Annotated in this window: 4 protein-coding genes; 2 read left to right on the forward strand and 2 right to left on the reverse strand. The window is 65.6% G+C overall.

Annotation, left to right across the window (positions count from 1 at the left end; translation table 11 throughout):
- A partial coding sequence (locus VN047_RS17315; protein WP_325544845.1) for an NAD-glutamate dehydrogenase domain-containing protein occupies positions 1 to 3,072 on the reverse strand: 3,072 nt, incomplete at its 3' end.
- A 188-nt stretch (positions 3,073 to 3,260) separates the two neighbouring features.
- Positions 3,261 to 4,583: a hypothetical protein gene (locus tag VN047_RS17320; RefSeq protein WP_414712729.1), complete on the reverse strand. Its 1,323-nt coding sequence runs from the start codon at positions 4,581 to 4,583 to the stop codon at positions 3,261 to 3,263.
- A 274-nt stretch (positions 4,584 to 4,857) separates the two neighbouring features.
- Here VN047_RS17320 and VN047_RS17325 point away from each other — a divergent pair, with 274 nt between their 5' ends.
- Positions 4,858 to 5,307 (forward strand): DUF983 domain-containing protein, encoded by a 450-nt coding sequence (locus VN047_RS17325; protein WP_325544849.1) that lies wholly within the window; start codon positions 4,858 to 4,860, stop codon positions 5,305 to 5,307.
- On the forward strand, positions 5,297 to 5,641 hold a 345-nt coding region (locus tag VN047_RS17330; RefSeq protein ID WP_325544851.1), incomplete at its 3' end, for a winged helix-turn-helix domain-containing protein. The genes VN047_RS17325 and VN047_RS17330, both read left to right, overlap by 11 nt.

Here is a 5,641-nt window from a genome sequence, read left to right on the forward strand (position 1 = left end):
CGGGAAGATGCCGCCGCCCTTCGAAATCAGCTTGGCGTTATAGTCGGCCCAGGATGAGCGCGGCAGATTGAACATCCGCTCGCGTTCCTTCCAGCTTTTCGCCGGATCGGGATTGGGGTCGAGGAAGATATGGCGATGGTCGAACGCCGCCGTGAGCTGAATCGCCTTCGACAGCAGCATGCCATTGCCGAACACGTCGCCCGACATGTCGCCGCAACCGGCAACGCGGATCGTGTCGCTCTGCACATCGACGCCCATTTCGGCGAAGTGGCGCCGCACCGACAGCCACGCACCCTTGGCGGTGATGCCCATCGCCTTATGGTCATAGCCGTTCGACCCGCCGCTCGCGAACGCATCGCCGAGCCAGAAGTCGCGTTCCATCGCCAGCGCATTGGCGACGTCGGAGAAGGTCGCGGTGCCCTTGTCGGCGGCGACGACGAAGTAAGGATCGTCACCGTCGTGGATCACGACGCCCTTCGGATGCACGACCTTGCCGCCGACCAGATTGTCGGTGATCGACAGGAGCGAACGGATGAAGATGCGATAGCATTCGGTGCCTTCGGCGAACCACGCATCACGGTCGATTGACGCATCGGGAAGCGCCTTCGGATAGAAGCCGCCCTTCGCGCCGGTCGGCACAATGACGGCGTTCTTGACGCGCTGCGCCTTCATCAACCCGAGGATTTCGGTACGGAAGTCGTCGCGGCGGTCGGACCAGCGCAGGCCCCCGCGCGCAACCGGACCGGCGCGGAGGTGAACGCCCTCGACGCGCGGCGAATAGACCCACACCTCGCGCCAGGGCAGCGGCTTGGGCAGGCCGGGGACGAGACTCGAATCGATCTTGAACGCCAGCGCTTCCTCGGCGGCCGGCGCGAAGGCATTGGTGCGCAGCGTCGCGCCGATCACGGCGTGGAAGAGGCGCAGGATGCGGTCCTCGTCGATCGACTTGATGTCGGCAAAGCCCGTCAGGATATCGGCCTCGAGCGCTTCGGCCCGCTTCGCATCGCGCGCCTTCGGATCGTGGAGCGCGCGGAAACGTTCGATCAGTGCGGCCGTCAGCTTCGGCGCGTGGCGCAGCGCGCTGACGACCGTATCCATGCCGTAAGCCGAGCCGCCCTGACGCAGGTAGCGGAACCACGCACGCAGCCACACGATCGCACCCGGGTCGGTCTGGTTGGTGAGGACCAGTTCGTTGAACGCGTCATTCTCGGCGCGGCCGCCCAGCACAGCCGCAATCGCGCCTTCGAGCACTTCGGCATAGGGGAGCAGCGCGAGTTCATCGACATTGGCGGGCAGGCGCAGCGTGAAGTCGTGGATCACGATCGACGGCTCGTCCTCGCCCTCTCCGCCCGGCGCGCGGCTCTGAAGCGCGGTCGGGATTTCCTCGAGCACCTCGAAACCGAAATGCTCGAGCGCGGGTACGACGTCCGACAGCGCGAGCGGGCCCACCGCACTATACACCTTCAGCCGCAGCCGGTCGTCGCCGTCGAGGCTCTTGCGCGCGAGCCGCACGCTGCGCGGGTTCGCCGCGTCGAGGTCGCGCAGGCGCAGGATATCGCGCGCGGCTTCCTCGGGATTGTAGAGATTGCGGTAATTGGGCGGGAAGGTCGGCGCGAAGCGCGCTGCAAGCGCCGCCGCGCGGCCCGGATCGCCCCTTTTGGCCAGCGCGGCCTCGACTTCGGGCTGCCAGCCGCGGACCATCTGTTCAAGCTGCGCATTGAGCGCTTCGGTGTCGGGAACGACGCCGCCGCTCCTGAGGTCGAGCGTGTAGCGCAGAAGGGCCGCGCCGCCATCCTCGAGCACCATGGTCCAGCCGATCACGCCTGCCTTCGCCTCGCGCACCAGCAGGCTCTCGACCGCCAGACGGCGGCCGGTAGACACTTCGTCGCGCGGCAACCAGACGAACACGAACAGGTGGCGGCCCAGCGCACTCTGCACCGTCACCAGCTTCGGGCGCGGCCGATCGGTGATCGACATCGAGGTAAGCACCAGCTCTTCGAGCGAGGCCGCGTCGAACGCGATCAGCAGATCGTGCGGCAGCGCGGTGAGCGCATGGGCAAGCGCCTTGCCGGCGTGGCCCGTCGGATCGAAGCCGAATTTCGCCATCAACGCTTCAAGCTGCGCACGCAGCACCGGCACCTTGTCAGGACGCGCCGACAGCGCGGCGCTGGTCCACAGCCCGGCGTGGATCGACAGGCGCTCGACCGTCTTGCCCTTCACTTCGGGAACGACAACGAGGTCGAGGAGCACGCGGCGATGCACCGCCGACAGGCGATTCGACTTGATCAGGAGCGGGGCGTGGCTGCCTCCCGTTTTTTCCTGCGCGTCAAACCAGGCGAAGGCAGCTTGGAGCGCGGCCGGCGACAGGAGCTGGCCGTCGGCGCTTTCGCTGATGCCGAGCTGTTCCTGGACCTTGCCGTCGCGCGTTCGCCATTCATGCCCGAGCTGGGTCATCGCCCCGCCTTCGAACCAGCGGAGCAGTTCGGCGGCTTCGCCCTCGACGCGCATCGCGGCATCGGCGAGCATCGCGGCGCGCATCGCGCGCCAGTCGCGTACTGCCGCACGCACGTCGCGCAGCGCGGCTTCGAGCGCATCGAGCAGACGCCGGCGCGCACGCGCGTCGCCGCGTTCGAGTTCCATATAGATGACCGACTCGCGCGCCGATCCCTCGCCCGCTTCCTGCAGATGCCCGTTGGCGTCGCGCTTCACCGTCACGACGGGGTGGAGGATGCGGTGGACGGCGAGGCCCTGCGCCGCGACGATCTGCGACGTCGAATCGACGAGGAAGGGCATGTCGTCGTTGATGATGACGAGCCGCATGCGGCGGTCGGTGCCGTCGGCGGCGATCGGTTCGAGCAGCAGCGACGGCGTCCCGGCGGCGCGTTCGAGCGAGGCGCGCGCGGCGAACTGGCTGGCGTCGGCAAGCGCCGCCTTGTCCATATCGTCACCCTCGCCCGGCAGCGCGCTGCCGTGGAGGGCAACCAGATAGGCGGCGGCGATTTTCTGGGGGACTTTGGCGGCGAAGGTGGTCGGCGTGTCCGTTTCCGGCGTTTCGGACGTATTTTTAGGCATAAAGTGCAGCATCCCGAACCAAAAGAGGGGGATCCCTGCCGACGATCGGCGGGGGTCCGTTCGCAACGTCCCCCTATGCGCCCGCCGCGCGCGCGGCTCAAGGCCTCGTTCGCGGCTCCACGCAAAAATATTTCAATTTTCGGATTGTCTGTTGCGTGAACGCTCTCAGGCGTCCCCTCGACCCGATATCAGCCGCCCGGCGTGATCGCGATCGCCTTGCTTGCCAGCCGCGACACCAGCGCCGGATCATCCGCCGCTTTCGCCACGATGCCGATATGTCCTCCGGGCATCGCGCGCGCGATCAGCACAACGAATTCGGCCTCGCCGGCGTCATGCTCGAGGATGACGGCGGGGTGGGCACGGCGCAGCGCGTCGAGCTTCTCATCGGGCCGTGCGGCTTCCCGTGCGGGCTTGCGGCGCGCACGCGCATCCTTGACCAGCCCCTTGAGCCCGCCCGGATAGCGATCGAGATAGGCGGCGAGTTCGCCGCGGCCGACGCCTTCGTCCTTTGCATGGCCGAGCACGCAGGCATATTCGGCGAGCCGCGTCTTGTCATAATTCGCACCGAAAACCAGCTTCACGACGGGGGTCATCGGCGCGCGGCCCTGCACCGCCAACCCGGCGTCGTCGAGCAGGTCGGCGAACGCTTCGGGCTGCTGCTGCGCGACCAGCGCGAAATCCCATGCCTTGCCGACCGCCTGATACAGCGCGCTGCGGCTGCGGCTGTCAGCGGCGATCGCACGCTCGGCGGTTTCGCGCGCGAGCGCAAGCCAGTCGGCGAGTTCGGAATCCTCGGCCGGCCCGGCCCGTTCGGTTGCGCCGGACGCAGGCGCATCGACCCTGTCGCCGAGCGCGGCGAAACCCGGCCCGACATCCTCGACATCATTGTCGAAGTGCCCCGAATCGGGGCCGTCAGCCCAGACGGGTACGGGCGCCGACAATGGCGCCGCGCTACGCAGCGCCTGCTCGACCGAAAGCTGCAGTTCGGCCGCCTCGTCGGCGGGGACCGCTTCCTTCCAGTTGATCACGCCCATGATGAAATCGATCGTGTCGTCGTCGGACGAAAAGGGCAGCAGGATGCCGCGGTACATGATCGTCACCCCGCGATCGCTTTCGAACTCGGCCTCGAAACCGATCGGCGCGCGGTTCGCGATGATCTGCAAATAATGATCGGTCAGCCGCGACAGCAGCGAGCGGCCGGGGATCTGACTGATATAATGGACATCCTCGTCGATCCGCGATTCTTCGCGAAGACGATCGCCAAGAAAGGCAATTCCGGGATTGTCGACCCCTGCGGTGAAGTCGAGCAGCACCGAATGCGATCCGAAATCGGCGCCCTCGAGGTCGAGATCCTCGACCGAGGGATAGGCACGGTCGGCGAGCAGCGAGGCCCAGTAGTTATAGGCCCGCACCTGCATCCGCCGTTCGTCGACGCCAACGGCCACGGGCGCGTCGATCGCGCCATCGTCCTGACCGTGGCTGCCCGAAAGCAGTCCGCGCATGCTGTCCATCATCTATCCCCAGTCGCAAACATCGGACCTTCATGCACCGGGACTGGTAAAAGCGGCGTAAACGATGACCGGCCGCCATGCTGTCGCCCGACACACGGCCCGCTGAAATTCACCATTATGCATGGTAAAAATCCTGAGTTTATCCATACGAAATATGGAGATATTCCATATTATGTAGATATATAAATAGTTTAAATGAATTCTTCGATTTCGCCCATCTCCGGACAATAGCCATTATGTATGGCGGAGACATACCTCCCTGGAGTCGACGAAGATGAGCGGTGATATCGGCAACGAAAAGTTGCGCTGGATCTTGTGGGCCGGATGGCATGGAAAATGCCCCGAATGCGGCGAAGGAAAAATGTTCCGGTCGTGGCTGAAACTGGCCGATCGCTGCGAAAACTGCGGGCTCGATTTCAGCTTTGCCGCTCCCGACGATGGCCCGGCGTTTTTCTCGCAATGCATCGTCGCCTTTCCGCTCACCTTCGTGATTGTATGGCTGCAGATCGTCTACAGCCCGCCGCTCTGGGTTCATCTGGTCTTTTCGATTCCGATCATGGTCATCGGCTGCATACTTCCCCTGCGCGCGATCAAGGGCTGGCTGGTCGCATCGCAATATGTGAACAAGGCGCAGGAATCGGGGACGGAGCATCTGTGGGCAAAGCTGAATGCGCGCGCACGCCATGAAGCGGACGAACGGCCCGGCGGACGACATGACGGGTGACGCATGGGCACCCGATATCGCGGGTGCGGCGGGGCCCAAATACAAGGCGGTAACCGCGGCAATCGCCAACGCCGTCGCGCGTGGTGACCTGTCCCACGGCGACCGTCTGCCGCCACAGCGCGAGCTTGCCCAGCGGCTCGGAATCGACCTGACCACCGTTACCAAGGCGTATGATCTTGCGCGTCAGCGCGGCCTGATCGTTGCGCGCGGACGCGCCGGCAGCTTTATCCGCGACGACGCGCGCACCGGCGCGGTCGCCACCGCGGCGCAGGGCGACATCGCGATGAACAATCCGCCGATCCCGTCAGAAAACGGGCTTGCCGAAGCGATGGCC

This window comes from Sphingopyxis sp., assembly GCF_035565275.1.
Taxonomy (GTDB): domain Bacteria; phylum Pseudomonadota; class Alphaproteobacteria; order Sphingomonadales; family Sphingomonadaceae; genus Sphingopyxis.

Coding starts and splice junctions, on each gene's coding strand:
- VN047_RS17325 (WP_325544849.1), top strand. CDS start 4,858: ATGAGCGGTGATATCGGCAACGAAAAGTTGCGCTGGATCTTGTGGGCC.
- VN047_RS17320 (WP_414712729.1), bottom strand. CDS start 4,583: ATGGACAGCATGCGCGGACTGCTTTCGGGCAGCCACGGTCAGGACGAT.